The sequence below is a fragment of the Rhizobium sp. M1 genome, assembly GCF_002531805.1.
Classification (GTDB): domain Bacteria; phylum Pseudomonadota; class Alphaproteobacteria; order Rhizobiales; family Rhizobiaceae; genus Rhizobium; species Rhizobium etli_C.
The window spans coordinates 29,138-44,549 of sequence record NZ_NWSW01000001.1 but is presented as its reverse complement, the minus strand read 5'-3'; the positions used below and the strand labels follow the sequence as shown (position 1 = coordinate 44,549).

Here is a 15,412-nt window from a genome sequence, read left to right as displayed (position 1 = left end):
GGAAGGCCAAAGAGAATGCAGACCATTTGGACGAAGCCTGTGACGATCGCCCTTGAAGGACCGGATCAATGGGTAGTGATCCAGACCACGCAGGCTGCGACATGGGCGTTGATTGAAGACTGGCCGACAGACGAGGGCCCCGCCCTGGATCGGGCGTGCGCCGTGTGCGCCGATGTCATCTCCGGAAAGCGAAGCCGGGAGGAGGCGCGACAGGCTTTCATCGAGGCTGCGATCGAGGCCGGAATTCCGATCAAGGTATGAAGGAATACGCGATCTGCTCATCGCTTAAAGACTGGTGATCCCGGCGCGATTCGAACGCGCGACCCCCAGATTAGGAATCTGGTGCTCTATCCTGCTGAGCTACGGGACCACTTGCATGCCATGCATACAAAAGGCTTGGCGCGAAGCCAAGCCTTAATTCTTGTCAAACACCGAGGCGCTGTTCGGCGAGGCGGACCCAGTAGGAGATGCCGTGGGCGATGGCTTCGTCGTTGAAGTCGTAGGCCGGGTTGTGCAGGCCGGCGCTGTCGCCGTTGCCGATGAAGATGAAGGCGCCGGGGCGGGCGTTCAGCATGTAGGAAAAATCCTCGCCGCCCATCATCGGATCGATCTCGGCATTGACGTTTGCCTCGCCGGCAATGGCGCCGGCGATGGCGACGGCGTGCGCGGTCTCATCAGGATGGTTGACGGTGACGGGGTAGTTGCGGTGGAAGCTGATCTCGGCTTCGGCGCCGTGGGCAGCAACCACGCCCTCGACGATCTGCCGGAAGCGCGTTTCGGCGAGCGTGCGCATCTCGTCGTCCAGCGTGCGGACCGTGCCCGCGAAGGTCGCATCGTTCGGAATGACGTTATGGGCGAAGCCGGCGTTGAACTTGGTCACCGAGACGACGACCGAGCTGATCGGATCGGCGGTGCGCGAGGCGATCATCTGCAGGTTGGCGACGATCTGGGCGCCGATGGCGATCGGGTCGATCGTGCGGTGCGGCTGGGCGGCGTGGCCGCCGCGGCCCTTGATGGTGACGGTGAATTCGTCGGTCGCCGCCATGATCGCGCCCTTGCGGATGGCGAACTGGCCGACGGGCAGTCCGGGCAGATTGTGCATGCCATAGACCTCTTCGATCCCGAAGCGTTCCATCATGCCGTCCTTGACCATCAGGTTGCCGCCGCCGCCGCCTTCTTCGGCGGGTTGGAAGATGACGGCGACATTGCCGTTGAAATTGCGGGTCTCGGCCAGATATTTCGCAGCGCCGAGCAGCATGGCGGTATGGCCGTCATGGCCGCAGGCATGCATCTTGCCCGGCGTCTTCGAGGCCCAGGGCTTGCCCGATATCTCGGTCAGCGGCAGGGCGTCCATGTCGGCGCGCAGGCCGATGGTGCGGCGACCTTCGCCCTTGCCTTTGATCAGCCCGACGACCCCGGTGCGGCCGATGCCGGTGACGATCTCGTCGACACCGAATTCCTTCAGCTTTTCGGCGACGAAAGCGGCCGTGTTTTCCACCGCGAAGAGAAGCTCGGGGCGGGCATGAATGTGGCGGCGCCATTCGGCGACTTCATCCTGCAATTCGGCGGCTCTGTTCAAAATCGGCATGTTGGCGTTCCTGTTATGAAATCCCGACAATCTTTGATCGCATCAAAAGGGTGTGAGGCTTTTGGAAATTACTTCGTCAATGACCTTTGCCATGTCATAGCCATATAGGCTAGATAGAGGAAGGTTGCGAGATTTTCCGGACATCTGAAGGACGAACCGTGTCGACGAGCCACTTCCGTTTGTTTGCCGCCAAGCGGCCGTTGCGTTTCACCGCCGCTGCGACTGCCGCTTTTCTCGCCTCCGTTTCGCTCTCTCAGGCCAATCCGCATATTCTCGTCGACGTCCAGACCGGCCGCGTGCTCGAACACGAGGAAGCCTTCCGCAAGTGGTATCCGGCCTCGCTCACCAAGCTGATGACGGTCTATACCGTGTTCGATGCGATCCGCGCCGGCCAGATCAGCCTTGATACGCCCATTGTCATGAGCAAGCGCGCCGCCGCGCAGCCGGCCGCCAAGATGTATTTCAAGCCCGGCCAGAAGCTGACGCTCGACAGCGCGTTGAAGATCCTGCTGGTGAAATCGGCGAACGACGTCTCGGTTGCGGTTGCCGAAGCCGTCGGCGGCACGCAGGAAGGCTTCGTGACGCGGATGAACGGCGAGGCGTTGAAGCTCGGCATGACGGATTCGCATTTCGTCAACCCGAACGGCCTGCCGGGCAAGGGACAATATACGACGGCGCGTGATCTCGCAGTGCTGACGGTGGCGCTGCGCCGCGATTTTCCGCAATATGCCAGCTATTTCGCGCTGGAGGGTTTTACCACCGGCCAGCAGAACGTGCCGAACCTCAACATGCTGATCGGCCGCTTCGCCGGCGCCGACGGCATGAAGACCGGCTTCATCTGTGCCTCGGGTTTCAACCAGATCGGTTCGGCGACGCGCAACGGCCGCACTCTCGTCTCCGTCGTGCTCGGCACCGACAGCCTGGCGGCGCGCGCCGATGCGACGGCGAACCTTTTGCAGAAGGGTTTCACCACCCAGTTTCCCGGCAATGACACGCTCGGTTCGCTGAAGCCTTACGGGCAGGGACAGGACCAGGTGACCGACATTACCGCCGATATCTGCAGCGCCAAGGGCGCCAAGATACGCAGCGAAACGCGCGACGAGGTCGGCCGCATGAAGGTGAGCTCGCCCTATATTCTGGAAATGGACCACGATCCGCAATTCGTCTTCGCCGGCCTCATTCCCGGGCAGGATCCGCAGCCGGCGGCACAGCCGGAAAAAGTGGCGACCGGCGATACGGCCGGAGGCATCGCCAACGTGCCGGTGCCGATGCCGCGCCCGACGTCTTTCTAACATAAGTTTTCAAGGTCAAACGAGATGAGCGCGCTCAACGACAGGATTCCGGTCACCATCCTGACCGGCTTTCTCGGCGCCGGCAAATCGACGCTGCTCAACCGCATCCTCAAAGACCCCGAGATGAAGGACGCGGCCGTCATCATCAACGAGTTCGGCGATGTCGGCATCGATCATCTGCTGGTCGAAAGCTCGGGCGATTCGATCATCGAGCTCTCCGACGGCTGCCTGTGCTGCACCGTGCGCGGCGAGCTTGTCGATACGCTGGCGAACCTGATGGATGCCGTGCAGACCGGCCGCGTCAAGCCGGTGAAACGCGTCGTCATCGAAACGACCGGCCTTGCCGATCCGGCGCCGGTCATGCAGGCGATCATGGGCAATCCCGTCATCGCCACCAATTTCGAGCTCGACGGTGTCGTGACCGTCGTCGATGCGGTCAATGGGCTGCAGACGCTCGACAATCACGAGGAAGCGCGCAAACAGGCGGCCGTCGCCGACCGGCTGATCGTCTCGAAGGCATCGCTGGCCGGCGTAACGGCCGGGCTGGAACAGCGCCTGCGGGCGCTCAATCCGCGCGCGGCGATGATGGATGCCGACAGCACCGAGGTCGGCAGCGCCGCGGTGCTGGTGAACGGGCTCTACGATCCGGCGACGAAGATCGCCGATGTCGGCCGCTGGCTGCGGGATGAGGATGCGCACGAGGCGCATCACCATCACGACCACGCCCATAATGACGATCACCATCATGATCACGATCACCATCACCATCATGATCACGCTGGCGGTCACCATGGCCACCACCATGATCATCACAATCATGATCATGATGGCGCTCACGCGCACCAGCACGCCCACGACGTCAACCGGCACGATGCCTCGATCCGGTCTTTCTCGATCATCGAGGAAAAACCGATCGATCCGATGGCGCTCGAGATGTTCATCGATCTCCTGCGCTCGGCCCATGGCGAGAAGCTGCTGCGGATGAAGGCGATCGTTTCCGTCTCCGACCGGCCGGAACGGCCGTTGGTGCTGCACGGCGTTCAGAGCATCTTCCACCCGCCGGTGCGCCTTGCCGCCTGGCCGGACCCGCAGGACAAGCGCACGCGCATGGTGCTGATCACCAAGGATTTGCCCGAGGCCTTCGTGAAGGATCTGTTCGACGCCTTCCTCGGCAAGCCTCGCATCGACAGGCCCGATCGCGCGGCGCTGTCCGACAATCCGCTCGCAATTCCAGGCGTGCGGATCTAACCGCTCCAACGTTTCGTTGTGATGCGATCGTCTTCAGCCGTTGTGTTTACGGGTGCCCGAAAGCCACCTTGCCTGCTGGCCGCTCAGCAGCGTGCGATAGCGCTCCTGGCTTGCGGTCAGGTGAGCCCGCATGGCGGCGCGGGCGGCTTCCGGGTCACCGGCCGAAATCGCTTTCAGGATTGCCAGATGCTCGCGCTGCAGGCCTTCCTGATAATCGCGCGACAGCGTGCTGTCCGTGCCCCAGGGTGAGGCGATATCGCAGGGGATCGCCCGCATGCCGAGCGCATCGAGAACTTCCACATAATATGAATTGTTCGTGGCAGCCGCGATTTCTCGGTGAAAGGCGAAGTCGCTCTTGCCGGTCGCCTCGCCGCGCTCGAGCAGCCGGTCGAACTCGAAGAAGGCTTCGTGGATCTGCGCTTCCTGAGCTGCATTGCGTCGCAGCGCAGCAAGTCCAGCGCTTTCGATCTCCAGTCCCATGCGCACCTCGATGACGTTGAGTGCATGGGAAATCTTGTTGCCGACGTCGAGGCTGATCGAGCCGAAGGCAATCGTTGGATGGTTCATGACGAAGACACCAGCCCCTTGCCGCGCCTCGACGAGGCCGTCGGCGGCAAGGGTTGCAATCGCTTCGCGGACGACAGTGCGGCTGACGCCGAAAAGCTCGCCCATCCGGGTCTCCGTCGGCAGCTTTTGCCCGGGCGCGTAGGCACCGGACACGACCTGAGCGCGGATGGCCGAAACCACGCCTTCGGAGAGTTTTGGCCTTCGCTCGATCCTTGATTCAACGGCTGTATCGGCCGCCATGTCGCTCTCCTATTTGAACACAGCCGGCAGCCACAGCGAAATTGCCGGGATGTAGGTGACCAGACCGAGCACCACGAGGCCGGCGCCGTAGAACGGCCAGATCGAGCGCATAGCCTCCCAGACCGAAATCTTGCCGACCGCACAGGCCACGAATTGCACGGCCCCGACGGGAGGTGTGTTCAGCCCGATGCCGAAATTCAGGATCATGATCACGCCGAAGTGCACCGGATCGACACCGTAAGCCTGTGCCACCGGCAGGAAGATCGGCGTGCAGATGATGATGGTCGGTCCCATGTCCATGAAGGTGCCGAGCACCAGCATCAGCACGTTGAGCAGGAGCAGCACCGTCAGCGGATCGTCGGCCACGCTCTTCATCCAGGTAACCAGCGAAGCGGGCACCTTGAGGAAGGCCATCAGCCAGGAAAATGCGGCGGCGGTGCCGATGATCAGGAGCACCATTGCCGTCGTGCGCACGGCGCCCTGCGTGGCGTGGACGAAGTCTTTCCAGCTCATCTGCCGGTAGACGAAGAGGGTTACCAGCAGCGCGTAGAGCACAGCGATGCAGGAGCTTTCCGTCGCTGTGAAAATGCCGGACCTCACCCCGCCGAAGATGATGGCGATCAGCAGAAGCCCGGGCACCGCGACGGCGAGCAGGTGAGCCACCATGACAAAGCCGGGAAACGGCTCCGTCGGATAACCGCGCGAGCGTGCGACGATGTAGGCGGTTACCATGAGCGCGGCTGCGAGCAACAGGCCAGGCAGGACGCCGGCGGTGAACAGATCGGCGATCGATATCTTGCCGCCGGCGGAGATCGAATAGATGATCATATTGTGGGACGGCGGCAGGAGCAGCGCGATCAGGGCTGCCATCGAGGTGACGTTGACCGCGTAGTCGGCACCATAGCCGCGCTGCTTCATCTGCGGGATCATCAGGCCGCCGACGGCTGCGGCCTCTGCCACTGCCGAACCCGAAATGCCGCCGAACAGTGTGGCGGTGACGATATTGACCTGGCCGAGGCCGCCGCGCACATGCCCGACCAGGGAGGCGGCGAAGGCGACGATGCGGCTCGCGATGCCGCCGCGCACCATCAGGTCGCCGGCATAGATGAAGAAGGGAATGGCGAGCAGCGAAAACACGCTCATGCCGGAATTGAGCCGCTGAAAGATGACCAGCGGCGGCAGGCCCATATAGGCCACGGTGGCGAAGCTGGCGACGCCGAGACAGAAGGCGATCGGCGTGCCGATCAGCATCAGGGTGGTGAAAACACCGAACAGAATCCAGAGTTCCATCGCGCTATACCTTCAAATTGGCGTTCGGGTCGGCATTGATGTTTTCGATCTCGACGGCGATCTCCGCCGGCAGAATCTCATCCAGCACGTCGTCGATCGGTTCGCCGGCGAGGCGGAGAACAATGCGCTCCAGCGAGAAGATCACCGCGAGGACACCGCCGCCGGCGAGCGGCAGATAATCGAACGCGCCTGAGATGCCCAGCGACGGCAGGGTGGTGTTCCAGGTCAGGCTCATGAGCGCGCCGCCGTACCAGATCATGCCGGCGCCGAAGGCGAGGATGACCACATCCGAAATCATGCGCAGGACACGCTTGCCGGATTTCGGCAGCACGTAGAGCAGCACGTCGAAACCGAGATGATTGTTCTCCCGGATGCCGACGGCGGCGCCGAGGAAGATGAACCAGCTCATCAGCATGACCGAGCCCGGCTCCGTCCAACTCGGCGAGTCGTTCAATACGTAGCGGCAGAATACCTGCCAGGCGACAAAGACCGTCATCAGGATCAGGCCGGAGCCGGCGAGCCACAGGGCGGCATTGCTCAGGCGGGCCAGGACGTTGGTGACGGGTGTCAGGTTATTCGACATGAGGGCCTCGTCGAAATCGGGCGGGCAGTCTCCCTGTCGGGAGATGGATGAAGATGCGTGCGAAGCGTGAGCGTGAAACGGGGTGGAGAAACCGTCCACCCCGCTAAGTCACGCCGCCCTGCGCAAGGAGGCAGGCGAAGGCTACTGCACAGCCTTTACATCCTCGACCATCTTCTTCAGCACGTCGTCTTTGACGTGCTTTTCGTAAACCGGAGCCATGGCGTCGATGAAGCCCTGCTTGTCCGGTGTGGTGATCTGCGCGCCGAGCTTTTCGACATTGGCGCGCGATTCAGCGACCTTGGCCGCCCAGAGTTCGCGCTGCTTGCCGACGCTGTCCTTGGCTGCCTGCTTGAAGATCTCCTGATCCTCGGGCTTCAGCTTGTCGAACGCGGCCTTGTTCATGACGAACACCTCCGGCAGGATCGTGTGCTCGTCGAGCGAGTAGTTCTTCGCCACTTCCGCATGCTTGGCGGTGTCGTAGCTCGGGAAGTTGTTTTCCGCGCCGTCGATAACGCCGGTTTCGATCCCCGAATAGACTTCGCCATAGGGCATCGGCGTGGCATTGGCGCCGAGGGCCGCCACCATGTCGACGAAGATGTCGGACTGGATGACGCGGAACTTCAGGCCTTTCATATCGGCAACCGCGTTGATCGGCTTCGTCTTGTTGTAGAACGAACGCGCGCCGGCATCGTAGAAGGCGAGCACGACGAGGCCGGCCGGTTCGAACGCCTTCTTGATCTGATCGCCGACGGCGCCGTCCATGACCTTGTGCATGTGTTCTTCGGAACGGAAGATATAGGGCAGGGCCGGAACGATCGATTCCTTCACTGTGCCGTTGAAGGGCGCCATCGACACGCGATTGAGTTCGATCACGCCGGAGCGCACCTGTTCGATCGTGTCCTTCTCTTCGCCGAGCTGAGCGGAATGGTACACTTCGACCGAATAGCGGCCCTGCGTGCGCTCCTTCACCAGTTCACCGAAATATTTGACGCCCTCAACAGTCGGATAGCCGTCCGGATGAGTATCGGACGATTTCAGCACCGTTTGGGCGCTGGCGGCGCTGCTCATGAATGAAGCGGCAACCATAAGACCGGCCGCCAGTGTAACAAAGTTTTTCATGCTCTCCTCCCAATTTGCATGACGATTATTCTCAGAAGTCCGTATCCCGGCTTTGCTGAAGATCCCTGCACGCTTCGCCTGCTTCCTGCGATTTCCAAGGCCGGCCACGGATGGGCACGATGGAAACGTCACGGGAAAGAGGCTCATGACGACACAGCAAAGTGTCTCGGCGTGCTCATCGGATCTGATGGCGCACGCTTACCTTTTCTCGTGGAAACAGAAGATGTGGATCAGTCAGCCTCCGCTATTCTCGCCGTTCCTCCGACCGGCTCACTATGGCTAGAACCAGCCAAGTATAATGTCAACATACAAAAGCTGTGTAGTTGTATGATGAATTTCGGGCGCGGGAGCGGCTTCGAGCGCCAGCCGCGAGAACATGGGCAGGGTAAATTGGAGATGCGCCGGCAGCTGTGATGATGCCGCTTAGGACGGCATCTGCTCTGACTATTTAATGCAGAACAGTTCTAGCGCTTGCGGATCAGGAAGCGATGGCCGTTTTCGGTCTTTTCGGTTTCGACCAGCTCGTGACCGTCCTCATTGCAGAAATGCGGCATGTCGATCACCGCCAGCGGGTCGCTGGTATCGACGCGGATGAGCGCGCCGCTTGCCATGGCGGCGAGCTTCTTGCGTGTCTTCATCACGGGGAGTGGGCACTTCAGGCCGCGAAGATCGTAGAGAACGGGGTTCAAGCCGTTCAGTTCCGCGCCCAGAATTTCCAGAACGGCTTCTTTGCCACGGCTTCCGCCGTTTCCTGCGGTTCGGGCGCGGCAAAGGCCAGCGGGTTCTGCGCCGGCACCGGCACGACCGCCGGGGTGGCGGCAGCGACTGCCATTGGCTGCGCCTGCGGCTGGGCAGGGGCAGCAGGCGTGGCGCCCGGCGCTGATTTGGCGGCGAGGCCCTGGGCGGTGCGCTTGGCCATCAGGTCTTCGAGTTCCGCAACCTTGACCATTCGGCCGGCTTCCAGCGAGGTGCCGGTCGGGGCGAAGGCCAGCTCGCGGCCCTTGCGCAGCTTGGCGACCACCGCCTTGCGCTCGGCTTCGGACGGGTCGTACCAGGCCATGCCGTCATATTTGCTCATCGCCTTGGCATAGTCGGCATCATAGGTCTTCCCGTAGGACGCAAGAGCGGCCGTCAGCGCCGGCGGCGTCGACATGGCAGGGCATTTGCCGGCGGCATTGAAGGCGCCGCCATCGGCTACCTGCTGGTTGAAGACATATTTCTTCTCGCAGACGGCCACCTCGGGCGGGCGCTTCGTCACTTCGAAATTGTCGTAGCCGACCTTCAGCATCTTCCAGAAGTCGTAATTGCTGTCGAGGCGATGCTTGACCATGTTTTCCGCCGTCATGCGGAAGGGGAAGGCCTGCAGCTGCACGGTCGCCTGGCCGCCCTTGAAGGCGTCGCGGGCAAAGGCGTAAATTTCAAGCACCTGCTGGTCGGTCATCGAATAGCAGCCGGAGGACGAGCAGGCGCCATGGATCATCAGGTCGGAGCCGGTGCGGCCGTTCGCCGCGTCGTAGCGGTTCGGGAAGCCGGTGTTGATCGCCAGATAATATTTCGAGTTGGGGTTCAGGTTGGCGCGCGTCAGGTCGTAGAAACCTTCCGGCGCCTGCCGGTCGCCGGTCTTTACCTTCGGACCGAGACGGCCGGACCAGGCGCAGATCTTGTAGTCGGCGATCTTGTCGAAACGGTTATCGGTCTTCGCCTTCCAGATCTCCATGGCACCTTCTTCCTTGAAGATGCGGATCATGATCGGCGAATTGCGGTCCATGCCCTTGGCGGACATGGCGGTGAGGATATGCGGGGGGAGCGGCTGCTCGACCTTGTTCTTGACCTTGGAAAGGTCGACCTGCGCGGTCTCCAACGCGTCATTGCAGCTGGAAAGAGCCAGCGCCATGAGGGAAACATAGGCAAAATGATGTATGCGCATCCAAACTAGCCCATAAAGAAGTGCGACCCGGTCGCCTAAGGAGTCCTGGCACGAGGCAGAATCATAAGCGGCTTATACTTCACAAATCCTTACCAGCCTATGACGTGTGAGGAACGCCCCCGCAAGCGCAAATGTTAGAGATAACATCAATGTGGCCAAGGTTTGGCCTCAATCGGCAAAGAGCTGCAACTGACCTTACAGATTCCGGCCCATGTTGAGGAATTTCTGGCGCCGTTCGTTGCGCAACTGTTCGCCGGAGCGGGATGCCATTTCGGCCAGCGCATTGGCGATGACGTCGCCGGTTGTGGCAATGACGCTGTCGGGATCCCGATGGGCGCCGCCGAGCGGCTCGGAAATGATGCCATCGATGACGCCAAGCGACTTCAGGTCTTCGGCGGTGATCTTCATGTTGGTCGCGGCTTCCCGGGCGCGGGTCGAATCGCGCCAGAGAATGGACGCGGCGCCCTCCGGCGAGATGACGCTGTAGATCGAATGCTCGAGCATATAGACCCTGTTGCCGGTGGCGATCGCGATCGCGCCACCCGAACCGCCTTCGCCGATGACGACGGAAACGAGCGGAACCTTGACGCCGAGGCACATTTCCGTCGAGCGGGCGATCGCCTCGGCCTGGCCGCGCTCTTCGGCGCCGACGCCGGGATAGGCGCCGGCCGTATCCACCAGCGAAATCACCGGCAGGCCGAAACGATCGGCCATTTCGAGGATGCGGATCGCCTTGCGGTAGCCTTCCGGCCGGGGGCTGCCGAAATTGTGCCTGAGGCGGGACTTGGTGTCGTTGCCCTTTTCCTGACCGATGACGGCGACAGGCTGGCCGCGGAAGCGGGCAAGACCCGCCTGGATCGCGGCATCCTCGGAAAATTTGCGGTCGCCGGCCAGCGGCGTGAATTCCTGGAACAGCGTCTTGGCGTAATCGACGAAGTGCGGGCGCTGCGGATGGCGGGCGACCTGCGTCTTCTGCCAGGGATTGAGCTTGGAATAGATTTCGACGATCGCCTCACGGACGCGAACCTCCAGCCGGCTGATCTCATCGGTGGTGTCGATGCTCTCGTCTTCCGTTGCGAGCTTCTTCAGCTCGATGATCTTACCTTCGAGGTCGGAGATCGGCTTTTCGAAGTCGAGATAATTGTGCATGAGGTGCGTTTCCGTTCCTTGTGCCCGGGGCGTTTTCCTGGCTCCGCCCCTTGTCGCCGGTCCTATTCGTGCTTTTTCGCCTGTTTGGCAAGGGGGTGATGCGTCTGGACGAGCTGCTGCAGCCTCTCTTCGAGCACATGTGTGTAGATCTGTGTGGTCGAAATGTCCGAATGGCCGAGGAGTTCCTGCACGACGCGCAGATCGGCGCCGTTGGCGAGCAGATGGCTGGCAAAGGCGTGGCGCATGACATGCGGCGAGATCAGCGACGGCGTCAGGCCGGCGCGGATCGCCAGGTTCTTCAGGTCTCGCGCAAAGACCTGGCGCGGCAGGTAGCCCTCCTTCGAGGCGGCCGGGAACAGCCAGGGGCTTTCCTGCGGCTCCTTCGCCATGGCATTTTCGGCCGTCAGCAGCCGCCCGTAGGATTTCAGGGCCTTGATCGCCGATTGCGACAACGGCACCAGCCGCTCCTTGTTGCCCTTGCCGCGGATCATCAGGAAGCGGCCCTCCTGGTCGAGGACGCGGGCGGGAAGCGAGACGAGCTCGCTGACGCGCATGCCGGTGGCATAAAGCAGCTCCAAGAGCGCCAGCATGCGCAGGCGCTGCAACTGACCCGGGGCCGGATCGTCGGCCTCGGTCTGCGCCTGGAATAGCAGCCTGCCGACCTCCTCGACCCCCATCGTCTTCGGCAGCGGCCGGCCTTTCTTCGGCGCGTCGAGCACGCCGGTGGGGTCGTCGGTGCGAATGCCCTCGGCGTAGAGGAACTTGTAGAACTGCCGCATGGCCGCAAGCCGGCGCGCCTGCGAGGAGGGCTTGAAACCCTGGCTGGCGAGCGAGGCGAGATAGGCGGAAAGGTCGGCGGAGGCGGCTTCGGTCAACCTGATGCTGCGGCCGTTCAGGAAGGACCTGATGTCATCGAGATCGCGCTCATAGGATTGCAGCGTGTTGGCGGCGGCGCCGCGTTCGGCGCTCATCATTTCCAGGAAGGATTCCACATGGACGCGGCCGAGATCCCTCATGTCGCTCACTTCCCGGTGGTGTCGATCGTGCCCGTCGCCGGCGGATTGACCCGTTCGGACGGAATGCGGATCGTCACGTCGCGCGGCTCGGGCTCCACGAAGGTCGCAAGCGCCCACATCGCTCCGTAAACCGTCCCGGCGAGGATCGCGCAGACGAACAGAAAACGGAACAGGCTCGGCATCCGGCAACTCCTTCATGCTCTGCTTCTGTTATAAGAAGCGTATCTGCAAGTGCAAGAAGCGGTATTCAAGCGATGATTCCCTTGTCCGCGACTTGACGCTCCACCTGCATTTGTCGATACGGTTTGCAAACAAAGTGTGAATGGACCGATGAGTGAACCACTGCTGACCGTTGCTGACAGCCTGAAAGACAGAGCTCGCGCCGCGCTCGGTTCACGCAATCTGATCCTTGTCGGCCTGATGGGGGCGGGAAAATCCTCGGTCGGGCGCATTGTCGCCAGCCAGCTCGGCATTCCCTTCATCGACAGCGACCACGAAATCGAGCGGGTGTCGCGCATGACGATCGCCGAACTTTTCGCCGCCTATGGCGAGGACGAATTCCGGGCGCTGGAAACGCGGGTCATGAAGCGTCTGCTGAAGAGCGGTCCGCGCGTCGTCTCCACCGGCGGCGGCGCCTTCGTCAACGAGCGGACGCGCAGGCATATCAAACGGGGCGGCCTTTCGGTCTGGCTGAAGGCGGATCTCGACGTGCTCTGGGAACGGGTCAACAAACGCGACACCCGGCCGCTGCTCAAGACCGAAAATCCGAAGCAGACGCTCGAAAACCTGATGAACGCACGGTATCCGATCTACGCTCAGGCTGATCTCACCGTGCTCTCGCGCGATGTGCGCAAGGAAATCATGGCCGACGAGGTGCTGACGGCGGTGATCGAAGCTCAGAAGGAAAATACAGCGTCATGAATGCGATAAGCTCCGCCTCGGCCGTCCAGACCGTGCATGTGCCGCTCGGCGAGCGCGCCTACGATATCCTGATCGGGCCGGGACTGATTGCGCGGGCCGGCGCCGAGATCGCTTCGCGCCTCAAGGGCCGCAAGGCGGCTGTGATCACCGACGAAAATGTCGCGCCGCTTTATCTCGACGCCCTCGTTGCCAGCCTCGATGCGGCGGGCATCGCCTCGGCTGCGGTCGTGCTGCCGGCCGGCGAGAAGACGAAGAGTTTCGAACATCTGATGACGGCCTGCGACAAGGTGCTGGAAGCCCGCGTCGAGCGCAACGACTGCGTCATCGCGCTCGGCGGCGGCGTCATCGGCGACCTCTCGGGATTTGCGGCCGGCATCGTTCGCCGCGGCGTGCGCTTCGTGCAGGTGCCGACCTCGCTGCTGGCGCAGGTCGATTCTTCCGTCGGCGGCAAGACCGGCATCAATTCCCGCCATGGCAAGAACCTGATCGGCGTCTTCCATCAGCCGGATCTGGTTCTGGCCGATACCGACGTGCTGAATACGCTGAGCGAGCGTGAATTCCGCGCCGGTTATGCCGAGGTGGCGAAATACGGGCTGATCGACAAGCCGGATTTCTTTGCCTGGCTGGAAGCGAACTGGGAGGCGGTTTTTGCAGGTGGTGCGGCGCGCATCGAAGCGATCGCCACAAGCTGCCAGGCGAAGGCCGATGTCGTCGTCGCCGACGAGCGCGAGACCGGCCAGCGGGCGTTGCTAAATCTCGGCCACACCTTCGGCCATGCGCTGGAAGCGGCGACCGCCTATGACAGCCGCCGCCTTGTGCACGGCGAAGGCGTTTCGATCGGCATGGTGCTGGCGCATGAATTCTCCGCACGGATGAACCTTGCCAGCCCCGACGATGCGCGCCGCGTCGAGCGGCATCTGCAGGCGGTCGGCCTGCCGACCCGGATGTCCGACATTCCGGCCGAGCTGCCGCCGGCCGAGGTGCTGATGGATGCGATCGCGCAGGACAAGAAGGTCAAGGGCGGCAAGCTCACCTTCATCCTGACGCGCGGCATCGGCCAGTCCTTCGTCGCCGACGACGTTCCCGCCTCCGAGGTGATCAGCTTTCTCAGGGAAAAACACCCCTGATGACGGTCGAAGGTGCTCTGGCATTTCTCGCGACATATTGGCCGGAGATCCTTTCGATCACGGCGCTCGTGCTGATGTCCGCCTTCTTTTCCGGCTCGGAAACCGCGCTGACCGCCGTTTCGCGCAGCCGCATCCATACGCTTGAGGTCAACGGCGACGAGCGCGCCGGCCTCGTGCGCCAGCTGATCGAGCGGCGCGACCGGCTGATCGGCGCGCTGCTGATCGGCAACAATCTCGCCAATATCCTGTCGTCGTCGATCGCCACCAGCCTGTTTCTCGGGCTGTTCGGCAGTTCCGGCGTGGCGCTGGCGACGCTGGCGATGACCGTCATCCTCGTCATCTTCGCGGAAGTGCTGCCGAAGAGCTGGGCGATCTCGACGCCGGAGCGCTTCGCGCTTGCGGTGGCGCTTCCAGCCAGGCTTTTCGTTGCCGTCGTCGGGCCGGCGTCCTCCTTCGTCAATGCGATCGTACGGCGGATTCTGGCACTGTTCGGCATCAATCTCTCACGGGAAGTATCGATGCTGACGGCGCATGAGGAACTGCGCGGCGCTGTCGATCTGCTCCACCGTGAGGGCTCGGTGGTAAAGGCCGATCGCGACCGGCTCGGCGGCGTGCTCGACCTCGGTGAGCTGGAATTGTCAGACATCATGGTCCACCGCACCGCGATGCGGGCGATCAATGCCGACGATCCGCCGGAAACGGTGGTGCGCGCCATCCTCGAGAGCCCTTATACGCGCATGCCGCTGTGGCGCGGCACGATCGACAACATCATCGGCGTCGTCCATGCCAAGGATCTCCTGCGGGCACTGGCCGAACCGAACATGGAGCCGCAGAACCTCGACATCGTCAAGATCGCGCAGAAGCCGTGGTTCGTGCCCGACAGCACCAACCTCGAAGACCAGCTCAATGCCTTCCTGCGCCGCAAACAGCATTTCGCCGTCGTCGTCGACGAATATGGCGAGGTGCAGGGCATCGTCACGCTCGAGGATATTCTCGAGGAAATCGTCGGCGACATTTCCGACGAGCACGACATCGAGATTCAGGGCGTGCGCCAGGAGGCGGATGGTTCGATCGTCGTCGACGGCGGCGTGCCGATCCGCGACCTCAACCGTGCGCTCGACTGGAACCTGCCCGACGAGGAGGCGACGACGATCGCCGGCCTCGTCATCCATGAATCGATGACCATTCCGGAAGAGCGCCAGGCCTTCACCTTTTATGGCAAACGTTTCGTCGTCATGAAGCGGGAGAAGAACCGCATCACCAAGCTGCGCATCCGGCCGGCCGGGGAAGACGGCGCAAAGCCGGCCTGATCGGCTTGGCGCGAAGGCAGCCGGTTCCTATATAG

Annotated in this window: 16 protein-coding genes and 1 tRNA gene; 6 read left to right on the top strand and 11 right to left on the bottom strand. The window is 62.3% G+C overall.

Annotated features, from left to right (window positions below; all coding sequences use genetic code 11):
• Positions 1-15 precede the first annotated feature (15 nt).
• Positions 16-261, top strand: a complete 246-nt coding sequence (locus CO655_RS00255; protein WP_010034930.1) for a DUF982 domain-containing protein — start codon at positions 16-18, stop codon at positions 259-261.
• Between the two features lie 32 nt (positions 262-293).
• Here the strand turns inward: CO655_RS00255 and CO655_RS00250 are convergent.
• Positions 294-370 (bottom strand) — tRNA-Arg (locus CO655_RS00250).
• A gap of 54 nt (positions 371-424) precedes the next feature.
• The gene (locus tag CO655_RS00245; RefSeq protein WP_097663462.1) at positions 425-1,588 is read right to left on the bottom strand and encodes a M20 aminoacylase family protein; all 1,164 of its coding nucleotides are present in this window, start codon (positions 1,586-1,588) and stop codon (positions 425-427) included.
• Positions 1,589-1,746: 158 nt separating this feature from the next.
• On the opposite strand from CO655_RS00245, the gene CO655_RS00240 reads away from it, so the two are divergent.
• Together CO655_RS00240 and CO655_RS00235 are read left to right on the top strand one after the other, a co-directional pair.
• Positions 1,747-2,880, top strand: coding sequence for a D-alanyl-D-alanine carboxypeptidase family protein (locus CO655_RS00240; protein ID WP_097608901.1), 1,134 nt, complete (start codon positions 1,747-1,749; stop codon positions 2,878-2,880).
• Between the two features lie 24 nt (positions 2,881-2,904).
• Positions 2,905-4,128, top strand: coding sequence for a GTP-binding protein (locus tag CO655_RS00235; protein ID WP_097663461.1), 1,224 nt, complete (start codon positions 2,905-2,907; stop codon positions 4,126-4,128).
• Between the two features lie 33 nt (positions 4,129-4,161).
• Here CO655_RS00235 and CO655_RS00230 read toward each other — a convergent pair whose 3' ends face one another.
• The 9 genes from CO655_RS00230 to CO655_RS33715 all read right to left on the bottom strand — a co-directional run bounded on the left by CO655_RS00230 (position 4,162) and on the right by CO655_RS33715 (position 12,201).
• Positions 4,162-4,935 (bottom strand): FadR/GntR family transcriptional regulator, encoded by a 774-nt coding sequence (locus CO655_RS00230; RefSeq protein ID WP_097608899.1) that lies wholly within the window; start codon positions 4,933-4,935, stop codon positions 4,162-4,164.
• A 9-nt stretch (positions 4,936-4,944) separates the two neighbouring features.
• Positions 4,945-6,225 carry a TRAP transporter large permease gene (locus CO655_RS00225; protein WP_097608898.1) on the bottom strand — a complete coding sequence of 427 codons (1,281 nt, stop codon included), beginning with the start codon at positions 6,223-6,225 and terminating at the stop codon, positions 4,945-4,947.
• 4 nt (positions 6,226-6,229) lie between these two features.
• Positions 6,230-6,808: a TRAP transporter small permease gene (locus CO655_RS00220; RefSeq protein ID WP_097608897.1), complete on the bottom strand. Its 579-nt coding sequence runs from the start codon at positions 6,806-6,808 to the stop codon at positions 6,230-6,232.
• 141 nt (positions 6,809-6,949) lie between these two features.
• Positions 6,950-7,927 carry a TRAP transporter substrate-binding protein gene (locus CO655_RS00215; protein WP_097663460.1) on the bottom strand — a complete coding sequence of 326 codons (978 nt, stop codon included), beginning with the start codon at positions 7,925-7,927 and terminating at the stop codon, positions 6,950-6,952.
• A 464-nt stretch (positions 7,928-8,391) separates the two neighbouring features.
• The gene (locus CO655_RS00210) at positions 8,392-8,616 is read right to left on the bottom strand and encodes a sulfurtransferase TusA family protein (protein ID WP_010028687.1); all 225 of its coding nucleotides are present in this window, start codon (positions 8,614-8,616) and stop codon (positions 8,392-8,394) included.
• 5 nt (positions 8,617-8,621) lie between these two features.
• Positions 8,622-9,854, bottom strand: a complete 1,233-nt coding sequence (locus tag CO655_RS00205; RefSeq protein ID WP_097663459.1) for a murein L,D-transpeptidase family protein — start codon at positions 9,852-9,854, stop codon at positions 8,622-8,624.
• Positions 9,855-10,049: 195 nt separating this feature from the next.
• The gene (locus CO655_RS00200) at positions 10,050-11,003 is read right to left on the bottom strand and encodes an acetyl-CoA carboxylase carboxyltransferase subunit alpha (protein WP_097608893.1); all 954 of its coding nucleotides are present in this window, start codon (positions 11,001-11,003) and stop codon (positions 10,050-10,052) included.
• 62 nt (positions 11,004-11,065) lie between these two features.
• Positions 11,066-12,019, bottom strand: coding sequence for a site-specific tyrosine recombinase XerD (xerD, locus tag CO655_RS00195; RefSeq protein ID WP_097663458.1), 954 nt, complete (start codon positions 12,017-12,019; stop codon positions 11,066-11,068).
• 5 nt (positions 12,020-12,024) lie between these two features.
• Positions 12,025-12,201 (bottom strand): hypothetical protein, encoded by a 177-nt coding sequence (locus tag CO655_RS33715; protein ID WP_097608891.1) that lies wholly within the window; start codon positions 12,199-12,201, stop codon positions 12,025-12,027.
• A gap of 148 nt (positions 12,202-12,349) precedes the next feature.
• Here CO655_RS33715 and CO655_RS00185 point away from each other — a divergent pair, with 148 nt between their 5' ends.
• The 3 genes from CO655_RS00185 to CO655_RS00175 are packed head-to-tail and all read left to right on the top strand — an operon-like array spanning position 12,350 to position 15,377.
• Positions 12,350-12,940 (top strand): shikimate kinase, encoded by a 591-nt coding sequence (locus tag CO655_RS00185; protein WP_097663457.1) that lies wholly within the window; start codon positions 12,350-12,352, stop codon positions 12,938-12,940.
• Complete coding sequence (gene aroB / locus CO655_RS00180; RefSeq protein ID WP_097663456.1) at positions 12,937-14,067, top strand: 3-dehydroquinate synthase; 1,131 nt, start codon at positions 12,937-12,939, stop codon at positions 14,065-14,067. Before CO655_RS00185 ends, aroB begins: the two co-directional genes overlap by 4 nt.
• Positions 14,067-15,377, top strand: coding sequence for an HlyC/CorC family transporter (locus tag CO655_RS00175; RefSeq protein ID WP_097608888.1), 1,311 nt, complete (start codon positions 14,067-14,069; stop codon positions 15,375-15,377). Before aroB ends, CO655_RS00175 begins: the two co-directional genes overlap by 1 nt.
• Positions 15,378-15,412: the final 35 nt, after the last annotated feature.

Coding starts and splice junctions, on each gene's coding strand:
- CO655_RS00220 (WP_097608897.1), bottom strand. CDS start 6,808: ATGTCGAATAACCTGACACCCGTCACCAACGTCCTGGCCCGCCTGAGC.
- CO655_RS00230 (WP_097608899.1), bottom strand. CDS start 4,935: ATGGCGGCCGATACAGCCGTTGAATCAAGGATCGAGCGAAGGCCAAAA.
- CO655_RS00175 (WP_097608888.1), top strand. CDS start 14,067: ATGACGGTCGAAGGTGCTCTGGCATTTCTCGCGACATATTGGCCGGAG.
- CO655_RS00205 (WP_097663459.1), bottom strand. CDS start 9,854: ATGCGCATACATCATTTTGCCTATGTTTCCCTCATGGCGCTGGCTCTT.
- xerD (WP_097663458.1), bottom strand. CDS start 12,019: ATGAGGGATCTCGGCCGCGTCCATGTGGAATCCTTCCTGGAAATGATG.
- CO655_RS33715 (WP_097608891.1), bottom strand. CDS start 12,201: ATGCCGAGCCTGTTCCGTTTTCTGTTCGTCTGCGCGATCCTCGCCGGG.
- CO655_RS00200 (WP_097608893.1), bottom strand. CDS start 11,003: ATGCACAATTATCTCGACTTCGAAAAGCCGATCTCCGACCTCGAAGGT.
- CO655_RS00215 (WP_097663460.1), bottom strand. CDS start 7,927: ATGAAAAACTTTGTTACACTGGCGGCCGGTCTTATGGTTGCCGCTTCA.
- aroB (WP_097663456.1), top strand. CDS start 12,937: ATGAATGCGATAAGCTCCGCCTCGGCCGTCCAGACCGTGCATGTGCCG.
- CO655_RS00235 (WP_097663461.1), top strand. CDS start 2,905: ATGAGCGCGCTCAACGACAGGATTCCGGTCACCATCCTGACCGGCTTT.
- CO655_RS00185 (WP_097663457.1), top strand. CDS start 12,350: ATGAGTGAACCACTGCTGACCGTTGCTGACAGCCTGAAAGACAGAGCT.
- CO655_RS00245 (WP_097663462.1), bottom strand. CDS start 1,588: ATGCCGATTTTGAACAGAGCCGCCGAATTGCAGGATGAAGTCGCCGAA.
- CO655_RS00255 (WP_010034930.1), top strand. CDS start 16: ATGCAGACCATTTGGACGAAGCCTGTGACGATCGCCCTTGAAGGACCG.
- CO655_RS00225 (WP_097608898.1), bottom strand. CDS start 6,225: ATGGAACTCTGGATTCTGTTCGGTGTTTTCACCACCCTGATGCTGATC.